The sequence below is a fragment of the Pseudomonas sp. TE24901 genome (assembly GCF_054058375.1).
In genome coordinates this window covers 505,286-524,930 of sequence record NZ_JBSSAF010000003.1, presented here as the reverse complement: position 1 = coordinate 524,930, position 19,645 = coordinate 505,286, and the positions used below count along the sequence as shown (strand labels likewise).

The window sequence follows — 19,645 nt, the reverse complement described above, 5'->3', positions numbered from 1 at the left end:
GTCCCGACTATACCTCACCGCTTGTTCAACACCCGCGCCAACCGATCACCCCCCAACTGAATCACCGCCACCAGAATCACCAACAACACGATCACCGTCAGCATGATCTGCGTATCAAAGCGCTGATAACCATAGCGGTAGGCGATATCACCCAGCCCACCTGCGCCAATCGCCCCCGCCATCGCCGACGAGTTGATCATGGTCACCAACGTGATGGTGAACCCGCCGACAATCCCCGGCAGCGCTTCTGGCAACAGCACATGCCAGATGATGTGCCAGCGCCGGCAGCCCATGGCTTGTGCGGCTTCGATCAGGCCATGGTCGACCTCGCGCAAGCTCACCTCGGCGATCCGCGCAAAGAACGGTGTGGCGGCGATGGTCAGCGGCACGACGGCGGCCCATACGCCATAGGTGGTGCCGACGATCAGCCGCGTGAAGGGGATCAAGGCCACCATCAGGATCAAAAACGGAATAGAGCGGAACAGATTGACGAACGCCCCCAGCACGCGGTTAAGCGTCGGCGCCTGGTAAATACCGCCCTTGTCGCTGGTCACCAGGAACACCGCCAGCGGAATCCCCACCAGCAACGCTATCAGCGACGACACGCCCACCATCAGCAAGGTGTCGATGGCGCCCTGCACTAAACGATCAAACCACATAGCCCAGCACCTCTGCGTGTTGTGCCCAATTGCCGGCGCGGGTGCACAGTTCTTCGGGCGTGTGGGGCGAGCCGCTCACCGCCAGCAGCAGTTGCCCGAGGGCGTGGCCCTGGATGCGTTCCACGCCGCCTTGCAGCAAGCGCACCCGCCCGCCGAGGGCGCTGAACAGCGCAGCCAGGTCCGGCTCATCGGTGTCGCTGCCGGTGAACTGCAAGCGCAGTACCACCGCGGCCTCCGCCGACGTCGGGCTGGCTTGCAAACGGTTTTGCAGTTCTTCCGGCAGCCCATGTTGCAGCGGCGCCAGCAGGGTCTTGCTGACCTCGTGCTGCGGGTTGCCAAATACTTGCCACACCGGGCCTTGCTCGACGATACGCCCGTGTTCGAGCACCACCACGCGGTCGCAAATCTCGCGGATCACTGCCATTTCGTGGGTGATCAGCACGATGGTCAAACCCAGGCGTTTGTTGATCTCACGCAGCAGGCCGAGGATCGACTGGGTAGTCTCCGGGTCGAGGGCCGAGGTGGCCTCGTCGCACAGCAAAATTTCAGGGTCGTGTACCAGCGAGCGGGCGATGCCCACCCGTTGTTTCTGCCCACCGGACAGCTGCGCAGGGTAAGACGTGTGCTTATCCTGCAAGCCCACCAGTTCCAACAGCTCACGCACCTTCTGCTCGCGCTGCAATTTCGGCACGCCGGCCACTTTCAGCGGCAGCTCGACGTTCTGCCACACCGTCTTGGCCGACATCAGGTTGAAGTGCTGGAAGATCATGCCGATGCGCCGGCGCAGCGCCACCAAGCGGTCTTCGTCGAAGTCGCCGATGTCCACTTGGTCGATCAGCACGCGTCCGCTGCTGGGCTGCTCCAGGCGGTTGATGGTACGGATCAGCGACGACTTACCGGCGCCGCTGCGGCCGATGATGCCGAACACTTCACCGCGCTGGATCGCCAGGTCGATGCCTTGCAAGGCATGCACGGCGTCGTCGTAGGTCTTGCCCAGGTTGATAAAGCGTACATGGGCACGGTTCAGGTCGGGGTGCAGTTCAGTCTGCTCGGCGTCCCTGGGCGGCAAGCCCAGGTCGCGCAGTTGGGCGTGGGCGGCGGTCATTTTTTATCTTCCCAGCCGACCTGGTAGAGCTTGCCCAGGGATTTATCCAGCGCAGCACGCACCACCGGCGAGTGCTGGTAGATGTCGACGAACTTGATCACGCGCGGGTCGGTTTTGCTTTTCGGCTGGATCACGAACTGGATCACGTATTCCGGGTGGTCGAGGCCGTCGAACAGCAGCGCCGACTCCGCGTCGAAGGTCTTGGACAGGCGGATGTACGCCGGGTAGCCCTGCACCAGGTCGGCGTCGTCATAGGCACGCACCAGTTGCACGGCCTCGACTTGCAGGATCTTGATCTTTTTCGGGTTGGAAACGATGTCTTCTTCGGTGGCCTTGTAGCCCACGCCCGGCTTGAGGGTGATCAGCCCGGCCTTGGCCAGCAGTTGCAAGCCACGCCCGCTGTTGATCGGGTCGTTGGCGATGGCCACGCTGGCGCCCTGGGGCAGGTCGTTGATGCTTTTGTACTGCTTCGAATACAGGCCGACGTTGTTGATGATGCCCGGGGCGTAGGGCACCAGGTCAAAGCCTGCGGCAGCCTTGGCGTTTTCCAGGAACGGGATGTGCTGGAAGTAGTTCACATCGATATCGCCGGCCGCCAGGCTGACGTTGGGGGCGATCCAGTCGGTGAACTCCACCAGCTCGACTTTCAAACCCTGCTTGCCGGCCTCGGCCACAGCGGCTTCCAGGGGGATTGCGAAGGCGGCGGTGGTGCCGATTTTCAGGGGTGCATCGGCGGCGAAGACGGCCGAGCTGAACAAACCAAACGCCAGGGCCAGTGCTTTGACTGGGTGGGTGAGCAGTGTTTTTTTCATCATCATTTTCCAGTCATAAGGTGTCGGTATTAACAATGCGGTCCACTGTGGGAGCTGGCTTGCCTGCGATAGCGGTCTATCAGTTGCAGGTGCTTTTGCTGACACACCGCTATCGCAGGCAAGCCAGCTCCCACATTTTTGTGGTTCACAGTTTTGGTTCAGTGGCGGTAGGTAGAACCGGTGTGTTGTTCGGGCAGGCGCGCGCTGTTGTGAAAGACTTTTTCCCGCAGCGTGCCGGCCTCGTAGGCGGTCTTGTACGACCCGCGCTTCTGCAGCTCCGGCACCACCAGGTCGATGAAGTCCACATAGCTTTCCGGCGTGACGATGCGCGTCAGGTTGAAACCATCCAGCCCAGTCTCGGCGATCCACGACTCCAGCTCATCCGCCACCTGCTCGGGCGAGCCGACCAGGGTGATGTAGCGGCCGCCCAGGGCGTGCTGCTCGAGCAACTTGCGTCGGGTCCAGTCGTTGTTCTGCAGGTTTTTGGTGGCCGACTGGATCGCGTTGCTCTTCACGTACTGGATCGGTTCGTCCAGTTCGTATTGAGAAAAGTCGATGGCCGTGGAGGCCGAGAAGTGCGCCACGCCGGCTTCCGCGCTGGCATAGCTCAGGTACTCGGCGTGCTTGGCCCAGGCCAGCGCTTCGGTGGCGCCCACGATCACATTGAGGCCCATGAACACCTTGATGTCGTCCGGGTTACGCCCCGCCTCGACGGCGCTGGCGCGTACCTTGTCCACCTGCACTTTGGTCGAGGCCTTGTTCTGCCCGCTGATGAACACGCACTCGGCGTGACGCCCGGCGAACAGCAAACCGCGATCCGAACTGCCGGCCTGGAACAGCACCGGGGTGCGCTGCGGCGAGGGTTCGCACAGGTGATAACCCTCCACCTGGTAGAACTCGCCGTGGTGCTCGACCTTGTGCACCTTGCCGGGCTGGGCATACACCCGCGCCTGCGGATCGTTGAGGACCGCGTCGTCTTCCCAGCTGCCTTCCCAGAGTTTGTAGAGCACCTCCAGGTACTCATCGGCCTGGTCATAACGGCGGTCGTGCTCGACCTGCTCGGTCAGGCCCATGGCCTTGGCCGCGCTGTCGAGGTAGCCGGTGACGATATTCCAGCCCACGCGGCCACGGCTCAGGTGGTCGAGCGTGGACATGCGCCGGGCGAACAGATACGGCGGTTCGTAGGTGAGGTTGGCGGTAAGGCCGAAGCCAAGGTTCTGGGTCACGGCGACCATGGCCGAGACCAACAGCAACGGGTCATTCACCGGCAACTGGATCGACTCTTTGAGCGGCACGTCGATGGAGTTCTGATAGACGTCGTACACCCCGACGATGTCGGCGATGAACAACCCGTCGAACAGCCCGCGCTCCAGGGTCTTGGCCAGGTCGGTCCAGTATTCGATGGTTTTATACTGGGTGGACGTGTCCCGTGGGTGCGTCCACAGGCCGTGGTTGATATGCCCGATGCAGTTCATGTTGAAGGCATTGAGCAGGATCTTTTTCTTGGTCATCAAATGGTCCCCCGCAGTGGCGGGTTTGCATCGTTGAGGTAGTAATTGCCCACCGCGTGGTACTTCCAGCGCACCGGGTCGTGCAGCGTATGCACGCGGGCGTTGCGCCAGTGACGGTCCAGACCGTGCTCGGCGAGGGTCGCCTGGCTGCCGGCCAGTTCGAACAGCGTGCTACCGGCTGCCAGGGAAATCTCGGTGCTCAGGGCGCGCACTTCGGCGACGGCAATCGAGGCGGCGGCGACGGTCTCGGCGTTGCTGTCGGCCTGGGCGCGGTCAAGAACTTCGCCCGAGCGTTCCAGCAATGCTTCTGCGGCATGCAGGCGCACGCTCAGATGGCCGAAACTTTTTAGTGTCAGCGGGTCTTCGGTGGCTTTGTCGTTGCCTGAGTCGATCCACGGGCGGGTCTTGGTGCGCACAAAATGCAATGCGTCTTCAAAGGCTGCACGGGCGATGCCGGTGTCGATGGCCGCGTGAAGAATCTGCGCCAGCGGGCCGACGGTGGTCGGGCGTTCGAACGCGCTCTGGAACGCAATCACGTCCTGCGCCGCCACCCACACGTTGTCGAACACCACCGAACCGCTACCGGTGGTGCGCTGGCCAAAGCCGCTCCAGTCGTCGATTACCGTCAGCCCTTCGCTGTCACGTGGGACAAATGCCAGTTGCTGCACGCCGTGCTCATCCACCACGGAGGTGGGGATGCGCTGGGCGTAGATCGCGCCGGTGGCGTAGAACTTGCGGCCGCTGATGCGAAAGCCATCACCGTCGCGGGTGATCGATGTAACGCGGTCGTGGGCCGTCTTGGTGCCCAGTTCCGCCAGGGCGTTACCAAAGCGCTGGCCCGCGAGCACTTCGGCATACAGGCGTTGTTGCTGTGCCGGGGCGCCGTTCACGCGCAGCACTTCCAGGGCGTAGAAATGGTTCTGCGGGATCTGGCCCAGCGAGGCATCCGCCTGGGCGATCAGCGCAATGACCTTGGCCAGGGTGACGTTGGACACACCGGCGCCGCCGTATTCCTTGGGCACGCTGATGCCCCACAGGCCGGAGCGGGAGAACACGTCCAGTTCGGGCAGGGGCAGGCGGCGCTCACGGTCACGCTGGGCGCTGTCGCGACGGAAGTCTTCGGCCAGGTCGCTGGCGACAATAAGGGCTTGTTCGTCGCTGGTTATGACCGCGACGTGATGAGAAAGGGTCATGCGTATTTCTCCAGAGGTCTGGTCGGTCAAATCCAGGAATGGCGGGCCGGAAGGGTGCCATTGAGTCTAAAGGCGCCGATGGCGTGATACTTCCAGCGCACCGGGTCGTGCAGGGTGTGCACCCGGGCGTTGCGCCAGTGCCGGTCGAGGTTGAACTCGGCGAGGGTCGCGCGGCTGCCGGCCAGTTCGAAGAGCTTTTCGCTGACCAGCAGCGACACTTCGGTGGTCAGCACCTTTGCCTCGGCCACGGCAATCGAGGCGCGGGCGGCAGACTGTGCGGTGATCGGCGCGGCGCTGACCTGGTCCAGCACGTGGCCGGCCTTGCGCAGCAGCGCTTCGGCGGCGTGCAGCTCGATCTTGAGCTTGCCGATGTCAGCGATCACATACAGGTCATCGCTGGCGCGTTCGACGTTGGCGTCGACCCACGGGCGCGAACGTTCACGCACGAAGGCGATGGTGTCATCCAGCGCACCGCGTGCGATGCCCGCGTCAATGGCAGCCTGGATCAACTGCGAGACAGCGCCCTGGATATTCGGGGATTCGCCGATGCGCCAGTTTTCGACCACCAGCTCTGCGTCCACCGGTACCTGGTCCAGCAGCACCGTGCCGCTGGCAGTGGTGCGTTGGCCGAAGCCCGACCAGTCATCCACGATGCGCAGCCCTTCGGTGCCACGGCGCACGAACGCCATGATCTGCTTGCCGTCATCGTTCAGCGCCTTGACCGCGACCCAATGGGCAAACAGCGCGCCGGTGGAGTAGAACTTCTGGCCGCTGATCACATGCCCGTCACCCTTGGCGGTGATACGTGCCTTGAGTTCCAGGGTGTTCTTGGTGCCGCGTTCCGGACCGCCATTGCCGATGCGCCAGCCGTCGAGGACGCTCTGGAACAGCTGCTTTTTCTGGCGCTCGCTGGCCGCGCCCTGCAGCAGGTGCAGGATGCCGAAATGGTTCTGCGGGATCTGCCCGAGGGCCGGGTCGGCCGCACTGATGATCGCGAACACCTCGGCCAGGGTCACGAAGGACACCTGCGGGCCGCCGTATTCGCGGGGAATGGAAATACTGCCCAACCCGCTGCGGGTGAACTGTTCGATCTGTGCCCACGGCAGCTTGCGTTGGCTGTCGCGCTTGGCGGCTTGCAGGCGTGCAGCCTTGGCAAGCTCGTGGGCAGCGGCCAGTGCCTCGGCGTCGTTGCGCAGCACGGCGGCCGGCAACAGCAGGGGGGCTATGTCCCGATCACTGTCCAGGCCACTCTGGGGGGGTGTTTGAGCCAAGTTAGACATCAGCGCCGCTCCTTGGCTGCACGTAATGCCCTGGCGTTATGCACCGGGGTAATTCTGACCATACCGACCTCGCATTCAATGAAATAAAAACAGAAAAATCAGAGATGTCCGGTGGTCCGGTGCATATACCCTAAGCGTGTTAAATCTTTAAATAAACTAACTTCTAGGAATATGCATAGAAGGGCTGTCACCCCGGTTCGCAGGGTGAGCCGGGGTGACGCGGTTGGTAGGTCGACGCGGCCCTGGCCGGCCGGGCTGGCACCTGTGGGGAACAGGCGGCGATGCTCAGCATGCGGGCCGGTGCCCAGCGTGAATTATTGCCGACCCGGTCGAGGATGCAGTACGTCACGTCCAGCCGACAGTCGTCCCCCGCCTCGACAATCACCGCCGAGGGCACCCACACCTGTACCGCCAGGCCGACGTCCCGGGCGGCTATTTTCGGCAGGTCCAGACGAACGTCTCCCCAGCGCAAGGTGATGGCGTCACCGCAGCTCATGTTCAGGTAGGGTTCGATGGCCAGGGGGATGCCACGTCGCACCTGGCGGCCGTTGACCCCATGGCGGCGGATCGTTTCGGGCAGGTCCACCGGGGCGAGGTTTTGGTTTTCGTCACCCAGCAGCGGTGAAGGTTCGCCGCCCGGGTAATTGGTCTTGACCTTTACCCGAGCCGGGGCCGAGCGCGCGGGGCCGTAACCCACTTGCATCACCTGGTAGTGCACACAAGCGCGGCCATCCTGCACAAAACTCTGCGGGACGCGCAGGTGGGTCGACATGCCGACCTTGCAGGCCGTGATCCGCCGTGAGGCGGCAAAGCAGTCGTTCCAGAACAGTTCGATCAAGTCGCCTTCCTCCATGCCGGGGTAGGGCGCAATGTCCACTTGCAACTGGGTGGCCGCCAGGGCGTTGATGCCTTCCCGATGCGCCTGGGGCAGGGTCGGGGCGGTGAGCAGGGGCGGGGTTGGGGTGCGCGTCATAAGTAATCTCCTTGATGCAGCCAGCAGCAACCGTTCCGGACCGTTGGCGCGGGTGCGCAAGGGGGCCGAAAGGAACGATTCAGTGAGTAGCCGGGATAGGATCCAATCCTCTGGGCGCTAGATAAGAGGGTTGATCGAGGAGCGTCAATGGCGGCACGGGGCTAAACGGCAGGTTGGGGGAGATTCAGAAAGGTCTGACTGGCGCGGGGATATTCGGAGGGTGATGGCGGGGTGTTTTACAGGCTGGAAGGAGCATTCCCTGTGGGACCTGCTGACCTGTAGTGAGCGGGCTTGCCCCGCGCTGGGCCGCGTAGCAGCCCCAAGATTTTTGGGAAAGCTGCGTAGCCGGCGCGGGGCGAGCCCGCTCACTACAGGGCGGAGTCAGTGGGCGAGGAACTTGCTCAAAAACTGCTTGGTGCGTTCTTCCCTGGGATTGGCGAACAGCGCCTTGGCTTCGCCTTGCTCCACGATCACGCCCTTGTCGAAGAAGATCACCCGGTTGGCGACATCGCGGGCAAAACTCATTTCGTGGGTGACGATGACCATGGTGCGGTTTTCTTCGGCGAGGCTGCGGATGGTCGCCAGCACTTCACCCACCAGTTCCGGGTCCAGTGCCGAGGTGGGTTCGTCGAACAGGATCACCTCCGGCTCCATGGCCAATGCACGGGCAATCGCCACGCGCTGTTGCTGGCCGCCGGAAAGGCGCCGTGGGTATGACGCTTCCTTGCCCGCCAGGCCAACCCTGGCCAGCAGCTTGCGACCGAGGGCGACCGCTGCGTCGCGGGGCATCTTCTTGACCACGATCGGGCCTTCGATGACGTTTTCCAGCGCGGTGCGGTGGGGGAACAGGTTGAAGTTCTGGAACACAAAGCCCACGTGCTGGCGCAAACGTCGCACCAGGCCTTGTTGCTGGTTGAGCGGCTTGCCTGTGTCGACCTCGATGTCTCCCACCTTGATGCGACCACTGGTGGGTTCTTCGAGGAAATTCAGGCAGCGCAACAAGGTGGTCTTGCCGGAACCGCTGGGGCCGATGATGGCGACGACTTCGCCTTCCTTGACCTCGAGGTCGATGCCGTTGAGCACCACCTGGCCCTTGAATTGTTTGGTCAGTTTTTCAACCACGATCATGCTTCAAGACTCCAGGTCATGCCGGTTGACCCGGTCTTCCAGGCGGTTTTGGAAGTGCGCCAGGATGCTCGCCAGAATCCAGTAGATCAGGGCGGCGGACAGGTACATGGTGAAGATTTCGAAGGTTCGCGCAGACACCAATTGGGCCTGGCGGAACAGCTCGGGCACCTGGATGGTAGCGGCCAGCGCCGTGTCCTTGACCAGCGAAATAAAGCTGTTGCCCAGCGGCGGCAATGCCGTGCGCATGGCTTGCGGCAGAATGGCACGGCGCAGGGTCTGCGCGCGGGTCATGCCGATACTGGCCGCAGCTTCCCACTGGCCACGCTCGATGGAAGCAATGGCGGCCCGCAGGATTTCACAGGCATAGGCGGCCATGTTCAGCGAGAAGCCGATCAGGGCCGCCGGGATCGGATCCAGCTCGATGCCCACTTGCGGTAAGCCGTAGTAGATCAGGAACAGCTGCACCAGCAAGGGCGTGCCGCGAAAGAACGACACATAGACCCGGGCGATCCAGCTTGCCAGCTTGAAGCGCGACAGGCGCATCAAGGCCAGGCCGAAGCCCAGCAGCAAGCCGAAAAACATTCCGCCGAGGCTAAGAATCACCGTGTAGTACGCGCCCTTGAGCAGAAAGGGCGCGGAGTCCAGCGCGAGTTGGAAACCTGCTTCCATTATTCAGTGACGTCAGCGTTGAAGTATTTCTCGGACAGCTTCTTCAAGGTGCCGTCGGCGCGCAGTTTGTCGAGGGCCTTGTTCACCGCGTCGAGCAGTTCAGGCTCGCCTTTGCGCAGGGCAATACCGGCTTCCTGGCGGGAGAAGGCGTCGCCGGCAGTGGCGGTGTCCGGGGCTTTCTTGGCGTATTCCAGGGCGGCCAGACGGTCGATCAGGATGGCGTCGATACGGCCGATACGCAGGTCCTGGAACTTGGTCGGGTCATCGTTATAGGTCTTGATGATGGCTTTAGGCTGGTTGTCCTTGAGCCATTGTTCGTAGTTGGTGCCCAGGCCTACACCGACTTTCTTGCCGGCCAGGTCGTCGGCGGTCTTGATGCTGTCGACGTTCTTTTTCAGGACCAGTGCCTGGATACCGGACACGGTGTAAGGCTTGGAGAAGTCGTATTTCTTCTTGCGCTCTTCAGAAATGGTGACCTGGTTGACCACGGCGTCCAGGCGCTTGGATTCCAGCGCGGCGAGGATGCCATCCCAAGGGGTGGCCTGCAGCTTGACCTTCACACCCAGCTCTTTGGCCAGCGCTTCAGACAGTTCCACTTCAAAGCCGCTGAGCTTGCCGCTTTCGTCGACAAAGCTGAACGGTGGGTAGGTGCCTTCCAGGCCGATCTTGATCTCGCCTGCTTTCTTGATGGTGTTCAACTGCTCGCCAGCAACCGCCTGGCCCATCCACCCAGCCCCGAGGGCCAGGCCCAAAGTGCCAACCAGCAACGTACGACGCAATGCAGAAATAGTCATGAAGAGCCCCTGTGTTTTTTTATGTTGAGCGAAGCAGGTGACGCAGTAGTCGTATCCTGCCTTAAAGCGCGGTGCGCGTCTTCGCCTACGGCGTGATGATAAAGCCGCTTCTTAAGACTTGAAAATAATATAAATTCAATCTGTTATTCTATTTTAGAATATAACGCCTGTCTAAATGTGGGAGCTGGCTTGCCTGCGATGGCGGAGTATCAGCCGACGGGTGTTTTGCTGACCTACCGCCATCGCAGGCAAGCCAGCTCCCACATTTGCAACCCGCGTTTATTCAGTTGAACGCCGAGTCGTAAGCAAACAGCGCTGGCGCCCCGCCGGTGTGCAGGAAAATAATCGGCCCGTCCTCGAACCGCTGACGTCCGATGCCGTCCAGCAAACCGGCCATGGCCTTGCCAGTGTAGACCGGGTCCAGCAGCAGCCCTTCCTGGCTTGCCAACAACTTGACCGCCGCCAGGGTGCCGGCGTTCGGCTCGCCGTAGCGCGGGCCGAAATATTCGTCCCACAGGATCACTTTGAACGCCTCGGGAATCGCCACGCCCAACAATTCGGCGGTGCGCTCGGCCAGGCCCTGCACCTTCGGGCGCTGGGCTTCGTCGGTACGTGACACGGTCACACCAATGACCGGCAGGTCCGGCAGCACTTCACTCAAGGCCAGCGCCAACCCGCTGTGGGTGCCCGCGCTGCCCGATGCCAGCACCACGGCGGCAAACTCGATGCCGCTGTCTTCGATCTGTGCGGCCAGTTCCAGCCCGGCGCGCACGTAGCCCAGCGCGCCCAGGGCGTTGGAGCCACCGATGGGCACCAGGTATGGTTTCTTGCCGTTGCTGCGCAAGCGGTCGGCCAGGGCGTTGAGTTGTTCGTCGGCGTTATCGAGGTTCTCGACCAGCTCGACTTTGGCGTCGAACAGGTCCAGCAGCAGGCGGTTGCCGTTGCCCAGGTAGTTGGGGTCTTCGGTGCCGGTGGGGTTCTCCAGCAGCGCCACGCAGCCCAGGCCCAATTTGGCGGCGAGTGCGGCGGTCTGGCGCACGTGGTTGGATTGCAGGGCCCCGGCGGTCACCAGCGTGTCAGCGCCCTGGGCGAGGGCATCGGCGGCCAGGTATTCGAGTTTGCGCAGCTTGTTTCCGCCCATGGCCAGGGGCGTGGTGTCATCGCGTTTGACGTAGATGTCCCTGCCCAGCCAGGCCGACAGCCGCTCGAGTTTTTCCAGGGCAGTGGCGCCGCCCAGCAGTTCCAGGCGGTTAAAACGGTCGAGCTGTTGTTTGATCATGGCTACGCACGGTGGCTAAGAGATGAGGCGACTATAGGCAGGCACTTTTCATCGGGCAACCGCCAATCGCTTATGCCGTATGGTTCTTAGTATCACACCATTGGTTCTTAAGGGCCGCCCGGGTGCATACCGTAAAGTGAGGGCCATTTCGTCAGGAGTGAATACCGTGAGTGAGCGTTCCAGTCATTGGCAATTGCAGACCATCGTTAGCCAACTGCGCGGCGCCCGGGACCAGTGGCGAACGCGCAATGGCCGCCTGAGCGGCGAACACGGTGGACGTGAGCTGCCGTCACGCGAGGCGGTGGCGCAGATTCTCGAATCGCTGTGCGGTGCGCTGTTCCCGATGCGCCTGGGGCCGGTGGACTTGCGTGAAGAGAGCGAAGATTTCTACGTTGGCCACACCCTCGATGTCGCGCTGAACGCGCTGCTCGCCCAGGCCCGCCTGGAATTGCGCTATGCCGCCCGCCAAGGCGGCAAGGACGACCGGGAGGTCGATGCCCACGCCATTCGCCTGATCCAGGATTTCGCCCTGGCCTTGCCGTCCTTGCGCAGCCTGCTGGACACCGACGTGCTGGCCGCCTACCACGGCGACCCGGCCGCGCGCAGCGTGGATGAAGTGCTGCTGTGCTACCCGGGGATCCTGGCGGTGATCCATCATCGGTTGGCCCACCATTTGTACCGCGCCGGCCTGCCGCTGCTGGCGCGGATCAGCGCGGAGATTGCCCACTCGGCCACCGGCATCGATATCCACCCCGGCGCGCAGATCGGCCCCAGTTTCTTCATCGACCACGGGACCGGCGTGGTGATTGGCGAGACGGCGATCATTGGTGAGCGCGTGCGCATCTACCAGGCCGTGACATTGGGCGCCAAGCGCTTCCCCGCCGATGAGGATGGGCAGCTGCAGAAGGGCCACCCACGCCACCCGATTGTCGAGGACGACGTGGTGATCTACGCCGGCGCGACGATCCTGGGGCGCATCACCATCGGCAAGGGCTCGACCATCGGCGGCAACGTGTGGCTCACCCGCAGCGTGCCGGCCGGGGCGAATATCACCCAGGCCAACCTGCAACACGATGACGGCACGCAAAAATAGGAAGCTTACGCAAACCTCTGTAGGAGCCGGCTTGCCGGTGATGAGGCCATTAGCCTTGCGCTGATTTTGAGGCCGTCATCGCAGGCAAGCCAGCTCCCACAGGGTTAACCGCATTCCAGATTTCCCGCGTAATCGCTGAACGATTTGTCGTCCTTCGCTCAGGCCAACCTGGCACACGAACCCCCTGTAGGAGCCGGCTTGCCGGCGATGGCGGTGTGCCAGCCGCGAATGGACAGCTGACCCACCGCCATCGCAGGCAAGCCAGCTCTCACAGGGTTACCCGTATTCCAGATTTCCCGCGTAATCGCTGAACGATTTGTCATTCCCGCCCGTCATACCTGTCCTTGAGCTAGTGTAGGAATTGTCTACCGCTCAGCCCTGCGATTAGTCCCGGACCGCCTATTCATGTTTAACTTGAATGCTCGTTCAAGTTAAACCCGGTGGTTCGCTGCCCGCTCACAACAGGAGGCTTACCTTTGCTGAGTCCGTTATTTACAGCCACATTCCACTCCCTCGGGGTGCATCGTTCATGAGTGCATCGTCCACCCCATCCAGCGGCCTGGTGCGCATGAACGCGCCAGTTTTCTACTTTGCCGCTACGTTCATCCTGCTCTTCGGCGTCACGGTCATCGCGATCCCGCAACAGGCCGGTGCCTGGCTGCTGGCCGCGCAAAACTGGGCGGCCAATACGGTCGGCTGGTACTACATGCTGGCGATGACCCTGTATCTGGTCTTCGTGGTGGTCACCGCGTTATCGGGCTACGGCAAGATAAAACTCGGTGCCGACCACGACGAGCCCGAATTCAGTTATCTGTCCTGGGCTGGCATGCTGTTCGCCGCCGGGATCAGCATCACGCTGTTCTTCTTCTGCGTCTCTGAGCCGCTGACGCACCTGGTGCAACCGCCCCAGGGCGAAGCGATGAACGCCGACGCGGCGCGCCAGGCCATGCAGATCCTGTTTCTGCACTGGGGCCTGCATGGCTGGGGTGTGTTCGCCTTTGTCGGCATGGCCCTGGCGTACTTCGCCTACCGGCATAACCTGCCGCTGGCGCTGCGTTCGGCGCTTTACCCGCTGATCGGCAAGCGCATCAATGGCCCCATCGGCTATGCCGTGGATGGTTTCGGTATCATCGCCACGGTGTTCGGCCTGGGTGCCGACATGGGCTTTGGGGTGTTGCACCTCAATTCCGGTCTCGATTACCTGTTCGGCGTGGCTCACACCCAGTGGGTCCAGGTTGGCCTGATCACCCTGATGATGGGCGCCGCGATCCTGGTGGCTGTCTCCGGCGTCGACAAGGGCGTGCGGGTGATGTCCGACATCAACATGCTGCTGGCCTGCGCGCTGCTGCTGTTTGTGTTGTTCGCCGGCCCCACCCAGCACCTGCTCAACACCCTGATCCAGAACCTGGGCGACTACTTGGGCGCCTTGCCGACCAAGAGCTTCGACGTATACGCCTACGACAAACCCAGCGACTGGCTGGGCGGTTGGACGGTGTTCTACTGGGCCTGGTGGATCGCATGGTCGCCGTTCGTAGGCCTGTTCATCGCACGGATTTCCCGTGGCCGTACCATCCGCGAGTTCGTGTTCGGCGTGCTGCTGATCCCGCTGGGTTTCACCCTGGCGTGGATGTCGATCTTCGGCAACAGCGCCATCGACCAAGTGCTCAATCACGGGCTGACCGCACTCGGTCAGTCGGCCATCGACAACCCGTCGATGAGCCTCTACCTGTTGCTGGAAACCTATCCGTGGAGCAAAACCGTCATCGCGGTCACGGTGTTCATCAGCTTCGTGTTCTTTGTCACCTCGGCCGACTCGGGCACCGTGGTGCTGTCCACCCTGTCGTCCAAGGGCGGCAACGCGGATGAAGACGGGCCGAAATGGCTGCGGGTGTTCTGGGGCGCCATGACCGCGCTGGTCACCAGTGCGTTGCTGTTTGCCGGCAGTATCGATTCGCTCAAATCGGCGGTGGTGCTGACCTCACTGCCGTTCTCGATGATCCTGCTGCTGATGATGTGGGGGCTGCACAAGGCCTTCTACCTCGAGTCGCAGAAGCAGATTGCCCAGTTGCATTCGCTGGCCCCCATCTCGGCCGCACGCAAGGGCAGGGGCGGCTGGCGCCAGCGTCTGAGCCAAGCCGTGCACTTCCCTTCGCGGGATGAGGTGTACCGCTTCCTCGACACCACCGTGCGCCCGGCGATCGAAGAAGTGACGGCGGTGTTTGTCGAGAAGGGCCTGAACGTGGTCACCCAACCGGACCCGGCCAACGACAGCGTCAGTCTGGAAATCGGTCACGGCGAGGAGCGCCCATTCGTGTATCAGGTGCAGATGCGCGGCTACTTCACGCCGTCGTTTGCCCGGGGTGGCATGGGCAAGAAAGAGATCAACAACCGCCGCTACTACCGGGCGGAAGTGCACCTGGCCGAAGGCAGCCAGGACTACGACTTGGTGGGCTACACCAAGGAGCAGATCATCAACGACATCCTCGACCAGTACGAGCGTCACCTGCAGTTCCTGCACCTGGTGCGTTGAACCTCAGGCCCTGAGGTACAGGGCCAGGGCCACCAACGGCGCGCCGAATACGCCACTGCCGATCACCAGCTCCGATACCAGGGGCTGGCCGGCAGTGAGCACGCCGACGGCGCCGTTGGCCACTGCGGCGATCAACCAGATGGCGACAAAACTGTAGGCCAGCACCGTGCGGCTGATGCCGAGTTTTTGACCGATGAACAGCGTCAGTGCTAGCAGAATCAAGCCGCAACTGATGACGATGAGGGTGTGCATGACGGTGATCTCCTGTGGGAGCGGGCTTGCTCGCGAAAGCGGAGTGTCAGCCACTGAATATGTTTCTGATGAACCGCTTTCGCGAGCAAGCCCGCTCCCACATGAGGCACTGCATTCCTACTGAAGAGGTGTAGTGGGTTTAAGCAAGTCTTGCAAACCCACCTTCCAGAACAGTTCTGCCCGCACCCGATCCGCCACGCCATTGACGACCTCGCAGCCATCCTCGGAGGGGTCGATATGCCGGCGGAACGGGCGTGTGCCTAACGGCAAGCCGACGATCTCGACAATGGCCTTGGCCACCTCGCCCACATCCGCATCCGCAGGTTCCAGCGCCGCTAAACCTTGCAGTGCAGCGTCCGCAACACCCGCATACGGGCCGTCGTTGTACAGATCGACACGCGCCTGATCGCTGGGCTTGCCGGAGTGGGCAAAGTGGTTGGTGCCCTTGGTAAACGCGCCAGGCACGATGATCGACGTCTCGATGCCCCAACGACTCAGCTCGCTGGCGTAGGACACCGCCAGGGAGTCCATCGCCGCCTTCGCCGCAAAGTACGGCGCCAGAAACGGCGGCGTACCCCCGCGAGCGCTGCTGGACGACACCCACACCACCAACCCTTTGCCCTGCTTGCGCAGGTACGGCAGCGCCGCACGGTTGACGCGCTGGGTGCTCAGCACGTTGATGTCGTACAGCTGGGCGAACTGCTCCGGCGTGAAGGCTTCGGCCGGGCCGAACGACATGTGCCCGGCGTTGTGGATGATCACATCCAGGCGCCCGCAGTCGGCGACGATCCTGGCGACGCCAGCGTCTACCGATTCGCTCGAAGCCACGTCCAGCTCCACGCTGCGCAGGTCCACCTGGTGTTCGTCGGCATAGCGCTGCACCTCGGCCACCTGCGGCGCATTGCGCCCCAGGGTTTCGCGCATGCTGGCGTAGACCGTGTGGCCGGCATCGGCCAGGGCGCGGGCGGTGAGGGCGCCAAACCCACTGGAGGCGCCGGTAATCAGGATGATCGATTTCATGTGATTGCCCTCGATTGCGTTCAGACCAGCCCGCCGTTGGTGCGCAGGGTTTGCCCATTGATCCAGCCAGCGGCCGGGCTGACCAGGAACGACACCACGCGGGCAACATCTTCCGGTTGGCCCAGGCGTTCCAGGGGCGCCATCTTGGCCATGCCCTGGATCTGCTCTTCGCTCTTGCCGTGCAGGAACAGGTCGGTGGCGACCGGGCCTGGCGCGACCGCGTTGACGGTGATGCCACGCCCGCGCATTTCCTTGGCGAACACGTGGGTCAGGGACTCCACCGCCGCCTTGCTGGCGATGTACACCGCGTAGCCGGGGAAGTTGAGGCCGACGGTGCTGCTGGAGAAGTTGACGATGCGCCCGCCGTCGTTCAGGCGCGTGGCCGCTTCGCGCAAGGCATTGAAGGTGCCACGGGTGTGGATGTCGAAGTTCTGGTTGTAGAGTTCGTCGCTGTGCTGGGCCAGGGGCAACGCCTTGAGGATACCGGCGTTGTTGACCAGCACGTCGACCTTGCCCAGCTGGGTTTCGGTTTCATCGAACAGGCGCTTGATATCGGCAGGCTTGCTGACATCGCCCTGGATCGCTATGGCTTGGTGGCCGGCTTGACGCAGTTCCACCACCAGCTTCGACGCTTCGGTGGCGCTGCTGGCGTAGTTGATCGCCACGGCGTAACCGTCGGCGGCGAGTTGTCGGGCCACCACGGCGCCAATGCCACGGGAAGCGCCGGTGATGATTGCGACTTGAGTTGTCATGGTGCGAAGTCCTCTGGAGTGGGTGTGGACGCAGATTCACATGTTTACCAGGGCCGATAAATGCGCCAGAGTTGCCTTGACTGTTCAATAATCGCCAACAATAAGTCCGGGGAAGGCCACATGGATCAAGTCAAAGCGATGAAGGTGTTTGTGCGCATTTACGAGCGTTCAAGCTTCACACTGGCCGCCGATGACCTGAACCTGCCGCGCGCCACGCTGACCCACACCCTCAATCAATTCGAGGCCTGGCTGGGCACTCGCCTGCTCGAACGCAGCACCCGTCGCGTGCGTCCCACCCTCGATGGCGAGGCCTACTACCAACGTTGCGTGCTACTGCTGGCGGAGCTGGAAGAGGCTGAACTGGCGTTTCGCGGCGTGGCGCCCAAGGGCCGTTTGCGCGTGGATTTGCACGGCACCCTGGCCAAGTATTTTGTGATCCCGGCACTGCCGCAGTTCATGGCGCGCTACCCGGAAATCGAGCTGTCGATCAGTGAGGCGGATCGCTTCGTCGACCTCATCGCCGAGGGCGTGGATTGCGTATTGCGCGCGGGCACCCTGGGGGACTCTGCGTTGATCGGCCGGCGCGTGGCGACCCTGCGCCAGGTGACCTGCGCCAGCCCCACGTACTTGCGAAAATATGGCGAACCAAAGTGCCTGGCGGACCTCGCGACACACCGTGCGGTGAACTACGTTTCGCGCACCACGGCCAAGCTTTTTCCGTTCGAATTCATGGTCGATGGCGAGCTTGAAGAGGTGAGTATCGAGGGCGCGCTTTCGGTCTTCGGCGCCGAGATTTACTCCGCCAGCGCGGTGGCCGGATTGGGCATTATCCAGTGCCCGCATTACCGCATGGCTGAGCTGATCGAGCAGGGTGTGATGCGTGAAATTCTCGCCGATACGCCCCCGCCGCCCATGCCGGTATCGGTGCTGTATCCGCATAACCGACACCTGTCGCCGAGGGTGCGCGTGTTCGTGGATTGGCTGTCAGAAATCTTCGAAAATGCCCGCTAACCCGCGTAGTTAAAGGGTTGCTTAAATTTAATTTCATTCGTGAACTATCGGTTTTGACTCCGAACTGTCATCTGGCCACTGCGTAATTGTGTGAAGCGTTTGACGCTTTCATTTCAGAACAGTGACGGAGACCGGTAACAATGAAGACGTTATTAAGCCCCATGGTGGGTGCCGCCATGGCGAGCTTTATGCTGTCCGCCCATGCCGATTTTATCGATGACAGCCACGCCGATGTGACCCTGCTCAATCGCTATCTCAACCAGCAGGGGCGTGATGTGGTGAACAGCACGGCCAAGGCGCACAGCGTGCGTGATTGGGGCCAGGGTTTCGAGTTCAACTTCAAGTCGGGCTACACCGAAGGCCCGGTCGGTTTTGGCCTGGACCTGCAAGCCTTCTACGGCTTGAAATTGGATTCCGGTGGCGACCTCAACGACAAGGATCACCAGGGCCGCTACCCCGGCAGCATGTTTCCGCTGGACAACGGCAAGTCCGCCGACCAGTTCGGTGTGTTGAGCCCTACGTTCAAGATGCGTTTTGCCCAGGATGAGTTGCGCCTCGGCACGCTCTACGGCAACAACCCGGTGCTGGCCAACACTGACGGCCGCCTGTACCAGCAGACCAACACCGGTGTGCAACTGGTGTCCAAGGACCTCACGGACTTTACGTTCACCGGCGGCGATATCTTCAAGACCAAGATCCGCAACGAAACCGGCGACCAGGGCATGATCACCGCCGGGGGCACCAAAGAGAGCGATCGCTTCCTGTTTGGCGGTGCGGACTACACCGGTATCCAGAACACCACTGTCAGCCTCTGGTACTCCAACCTTGAAGACTACTACCAGCAGTTCTTCCTGGGCGCCAAGCGTCATGACGCGTTGTCGGTCGGTGCAATCGACACCGATATCCGCGTATTCCGCAGCCTGGGTGTGGGCGAAAACGCCGACGGTGACAAGGACTTTGCCGGGGCTGGTCTCTACGGCGACGGCAGCTCCAAAGGCCGCATCAACCAGACCACAGCGAGCTTGCTTGAAAGCTACAGCCTGGACGGCCACACCGTCGGCCTGGGCATCCAGAAAAACAGCGGCGACAGCGACTTCCCGTACCTCGATTCTGGCCTGAACAGCGGCGATAACCGCCAGGGCCCGGGCTCTGGCGCCGACACCCCGGCGCTGACCAACATGCAGTTGAATAAATTTCAACACGCCGGTGAGCGCACGTGGCTTGCGCAGTACAAGTATGACTTCGGTAAGCTGGGCCTCACGGGCCTGTCGTTCTCGGCGGCCTACGCCCACGGTGATGACATCCGCACCGTGCAAGGCACCACCAGCGAGTGGGAACGCAACATTGCCGTGGCTTACCAAGTACCGACCGGCACCCTCAAAGGCCTGGGCGTGACCTGGAAAAACGCGCATGCCAGCCCGGATATCACCGGCGCCACCGTGCAGGATGAAAACCGCTTCTATGTCAGCTATGTCGTTCCCCTCTGGTAGGAAATTGCTGTAGAACGGAACGGCAGACTTAAGCGATTCAGCTGCTTAAAAGGCCTGGGAATAGCGTTATTCCCGGGCCTTATTAGTCCCAAGT

Annotated in this window: 18 protein-coding genes; 4 read left to right on the top strand and 14 right to left on the bottom strand. The window is 62.1% G+C overall.

The annotated features are described in order from the left end of the window. Positions 1-14: 14 nt before the first annotated feature. The 11 genes from ACVWVP_RS08495 to ACVWVP_RS08445 all read right to left on the bottom strand — a co-directional run bounded on the left by ACVWVP_RS08495 (position 15) and on the right by ACVWVP_RS08445 (position 11,403). Positions 15-659 carry a methionine ABC transporter permease gene (locus ACVWVP_RS08495; protein WP_027607841.1) on the bottom strand — a complete coding sequence of 215 codons (645 nt, stop codon included), beginning with the start codon at positions 657-659 and terminating at the stop codon, positions 15-17. Continuing rightward, positions 649-1,764, bottom strand: a complete 1,116-nt coding sequence (locus ACVWVP_RS08490) for a methionine ABC transporter ATP-binding protein (protein ID WP_457405234.1) — start codon at positions 1,762-1,764, stop codon at positions 649-651. The genes ACVWVP_RS08495 and ACVWVP_RS08490 overlap by 11 nt, the downstream gene beginning before the upstream one ends. Next, positions 1,761-2,576 (bottom strand): MetQ/NlpA family ABC transporter substrate-binding protein, encoded by an 816-nt coding sequence (locus ACVWVP_RS08485; protein ID WP_259172827.1) that lies wholly within the window; start codon positions 2,574-2,576, stop codon positions 1,761-1,763. The genes ACVWVP_RS08490 and ACVWVP_RS08485 overlap by 4 nt, the downstream gene beginning before the upstream one ends. A 158-nt stretch (positions 2,577-2,734) precedes the next feature. Further along, positions 2,735-4,087, bottom strand: coding sequence for an LLM class flavin-dependent oxidoreductase (locus ACVWVP_RS08480; RefSeq protein WP_457405231.1), 1,353 nt, complete (start codon positions 4,085-4,087; stop codon positions 2,735-2,737). Further along, positions 4,087-5,280, bottom strand: a complete 1,194-nt coding sequence (locus ACVWVP_RS08475) for an SfnB family sulfur acquisition oxidoreductase (protein WP_457405228.1) — start codon at positions 5,278-5,280, stop codon at positions 4,087-4,089. The genes ACVWVP_RS08480 and ACVWVP_RS08475 overlap by 1 nt, the downstream gene beginning before the upstream one ends. Before the next feature lie 26 nt (positions 5,281-5,306). Continuing rightward, a complete protein-coding gene (locus ACVWVP_RS08470; RefSeq protein ID WP_457405227.1) occupies positions 5,307-6,560 on the bottom strand; it encodes an SfnB family sulfur acquisition oxidoreductase in 1,254 nt (417 codons plus the stop codon). A 187-nt stretch (positions 6,561-6,747) separates the two neighbouring features. Continuing rightward, a complete protein-coding gene (locus ACVWVP_RS08465; RefSeq protein ID WP_259172823.1) occupies positions 6,748-7,533 on the bottom strand; it encodes a hypothetical protein in 786 nt (261 codons plus the stop codon). 381 nt (positions 7,534-7,914) lie between these two features. Continuing rightward, positions 7,915-8,661 (bottom strand): L-cystine ABC transporter ATP-binding protein TcyN, encoded by a 747-nt coding sequence (tcyN, locus tag ACVWVP_RS08460; protein WP_457405224.1) that lies wholly within the window; start codon positions 8,659-8,661, stop codon positions 7,915-7,917. 3 nt (positions 8,662-8,664) lie between these two features. Then, a complete protein-coding gene (gene tcyL / locus ACVWVP_RS08455) occupies positions 8,665-9,330 on the bottom strand; it encodes a cystine ABC transporter permease (RefSeq protein WP_071482540.1) in 666 nt (221 codons plus the stop codon). Beyond that, entirely contained in the window at positions 9,330-10,124 is a 795-nt protein-coding gene (gene tcyJ, locus ACVWVP_RS08450) for a cystine ABC transporter substrate-binding protein (RefSeq protein ID WP_176997368.1), read from the bottom strand. The genes tcyL and tcyJ overlap by 1 nt, the downstream gene beginning before the upstream one ends. 283 nt (positions 10,125-10,407) lie before the next feature. Further along, positions 10,408-11,403: a D-cysteine desulfhydrase gene (locus ACVWVP_RS08445; RefSeq protein ID WP_178918940.1), complete on the bottom strand. Its 996-nt coding sequence runs from the start codon at positions 11,401-11,403 to the stop codon at positions 10,408-10,410. A 166-nt stretch (positions 11,404-11,569) separates the two neighbouring features. Between ACVWVP_RS08445 and epsC the strand changes: the two genes are divergently transcribed. Both epsC and betT read left to right on the top strand, forming a co-directional pair. Next, positions 11,570-12,496, top strand: a complete 927-nt coding sequence (epsC, locus tag ACVWVP_RS08440) for a serine O-acetyltransferase EpsC (protein ID WP_178918938.1) — start codon at positions 11,570-11,572, stop codon at positions 12,494-12,496. A 568-nt stretch (positions 12,497-13,064) separates the two neighbouring features. Next, the gene (betT, locus tag ACVWVP_RS08435; protein ID WP_178918948.1) at positions 13,065-15,026 is read left to right on the top strand and encodes a choline transporter BetT; all 1,962 of its coding nucleotides are present in this window, start codon (positions 13,065-13,067) and stop codon (positions 15,024-15,026) included. 3 nt (positions 15,027-15,029) lie between these two features. Here betT and ACVWVP_RS08430 read toward each other — a convergent pair whose 3' ends face one another. From ACVWVP_RS08430 to ACVWVP_RS08420, 3 genes are all read right to left on the bottom strand, one after another. Next, the gene (locus tag ACVWVP_RS08430; RefSeq protein ID WP_259172818.1) at positions 15,030-15,278 is read right to left on the bottom strand and encodes a hypothetical protein; all 249 of its coding nucleotides are present in this window, start codon (positions 15,276-15,278) and stop codon (positions 15,030-15,032) included. 117 nt (positions 15,279-15,395) lie between these two features. Next, complete coding sequence (locus ACVWVP_RS08425) at positions 15,396-16,298, bottom strand: SDR family oxidoreductase (protein WP_457405219.1); 903 nt, start codon at positions 16,296-16,298, stop codon at positions 15,396-15,398. A 20-nt stretch (positions 16,299-16,318) separates the two neighbouring features. Continuing rightward, on the bottom strand, positions 16,319-17,050 hold the full coding sequence (locus ACVWVP_RS08420) for an SDR family oxidoreductase (RefSeq protein WP_178918932.1): 732 nt from the start codon (positions 17,048-17,050) through the stop codon (positions 16,319-16,321). 120 nt (positions 17,051-17,170) lie between these two features. Between ACVWVP_RS08420 and ACVWVP_RS08415 the strand changes: the two genes are divergently transcribed. Next, on the top strand, positions 17,171-18,061 hold the full coding sequence (locus tag ACVWVP_RS08415) for a LysR family transcriptional regulator (RefSeq protein ID WP_457405217.1): 891 nt from the start codon (positions 17,171-17,173) through the stop codon (positions 18,059-18,061). Between the two features lie 161 nt (positions 18,062-18,222). After that, the gene (locus ACVWVP_RS08410; protein ID WP_178918946.1) at positions 18,223-19,551 is read left to right on the top strand and encodes an OprD family outer membrane porin; all 1,329 of its coding nucleotides are present in this window, start codon (positions 18,223-18,225) and stop codon (positions 19,549-19,551) included. The last annotated feature ends 94 nt before the right edge of the window (positions 19,552-19,645 follow it).

Bases quoted from the DNA above. Each gene is read 5' to 3' on its own strand.
- ACVWVP_RS08495 (WP_027607841.1), bottom strand. From the start codon at position 659: ATGTGGTTTGATCGTTTAGTGCAGGGCGCCATCGACACCTTGCTGATG.
- ACVWVP_RS08490 (WP_457405234.1), bottom strand. From the start codon at position 1,764: ATGACCGCCGCCCACGCCCAACTGCGCGACCTGGGCTTGCCGCCCAGG.
- ACVWVP_RS08485 (WP_259172827.1), bottom strand. From the start codon at position 2,576: ATGAAAAAAACACTGCTCACCCACCCAGTCAAAGCACTGGCCCTGGCG.
- ACVWVP_RS08480 (WP_457405231.1), bottom strand. From the start codon at position 4,087: ATGACCAAGAAAAAGATCCTGCTCAATGCCTTCAACATGAACTGCATC.
- ACVWVP_RS08475 (WP_457405228.1), bottom strand. From the start codon at position 5,280: ATGACCCTTTCTCATCACGTCGCGGTCATAACCAGCGACGAACAAGCC.
- ACVWVP_RS08470 (WP_457405227.1), bottom strand. From the start codon at position 6,560: ATGTCTAACTTGGCTCAAACACCCCCCCAGAGTGGCCTGGACAGTGAT.
- ACVWVP_RS08465 (WP_259172823.1), bottom strand. From the start codon at position 7,533: ATGACGCGCACCCCAACCCCGCCCCTGCTCACCGCCCCGACCCTGCCC.
- tcyN (WP_457405224.1), bottom strand. From the start codon at position 8,661: ATGATCGTGGTTGAAAAACTGACCAAACAATTCAAGGGCCAGGTGGTG.
- tcyL (WP_071482540.1), bottom strand. From the start codon at position 9,330: ATGGAAGCAGGTTTCCAACTCGCGCTGGACTCCGCGCCCTTTCTGCTC.
- tcyJ (WP_176997368.1), bottom strand. From the start codon at position 10,124: ATGACTATTTCTGCATTGCGTCGTACGTTGCTGGTTGGCACTTTGGGC.
- ACVWVP_RS08445 (WP_178918940.1), bottom strand. From the start codon at position 11,403: ATGATCAAACAACAGCTCGACCGTTTTAACCGCCTGGAACTGCTGGGC.
- betT (WP_178918948.1), top strand. From the start codon at position 13,065: ATGAACGCGCCAGTTTTCTACTTTGCCGCTACGTTCATCCTGCTCTTC.
- ACVWVP_RS08430 (WP_259172818.1), bottom strand. From the start codon at position 15,278: ATGCACACCCTCATCGTCATCAGTTGCGGCTTGATTCTGCTAGCACTG.
- ACVWVP_RS08425 (WP_457405219.1), bottom strand. From the start codon at position 16,298: ATGAAATCGATCATCCTGATTACCGGCGCCTCCAGTGGGTTTGGCGCC.
- ACVWVP_RS08420 (WP_178918932.1), bottom strand. From the start codon at position 17,050: ATGACAACTCAAGTCGCAATCATCACCGGCGCTTCCCGTGGCATTGGC.
- ACVWVP_RS08415 (WP_457405217.1), top strand. From the start codon at position 17,171: ATGGATCAAGTCAAAGCGATGAAGGTGTTTGTGCGCATTTACGAGCGT.
- ACVWVP_RS08410 (WP_178918946.1), top strand. From the start codon at position 18,223: ATGGTGGGTGCCGCCATGGCGAGCTTTATGCTGTCCGCCCATGCCGAT.